Here is a 244-nt window from a genome sequence, read left to right on the forward strand (position 1 = left end):
GTGTTCATATTCACACTGACAGCAGGGGTGCCACTAATGGTCGGTGCTGCATTGCTGGCGGTAACCTCTATGCTAAAAGCGGGCAGTGCAGCATTGGTGGTGCCATCAGAAACACTGATAATAACACCGGCAGTCACGCCGACATGCTCAGACGACGGTGTACCGGTTAAGGCACCGTTACTGGTGTTGAAGCTGGCCCAGACAGGCATGTTAGTAATGCTAAAGGTCAGCGTATCGTCATCAG

The 244-nt window shown here is 52.5% G+C and carries 1 protein-coding gene; it reads right to left on the minus strand.

Annotated features, from left to right (window positions below; genetic code table 11):
• Positions 1-244: putative Ig domain-containing protein (locus SB753_RS40535; RefSeq protein WP_410805610.1), on the minus strand; the 244-nt coding region annotated here is incomplete at both ends.

This window comes from Paraburkholderia sp. SIMBA_053, from assembly GCF_046534895.1.
GTDB classification, from domain to species: domain Bacteria; phylum Pseudomonadota; class Gammaproteobacteria; order Burkholderiales; family Burkholderiaceae; genus Paraburkholderia; species Paraburkholderia caledonica.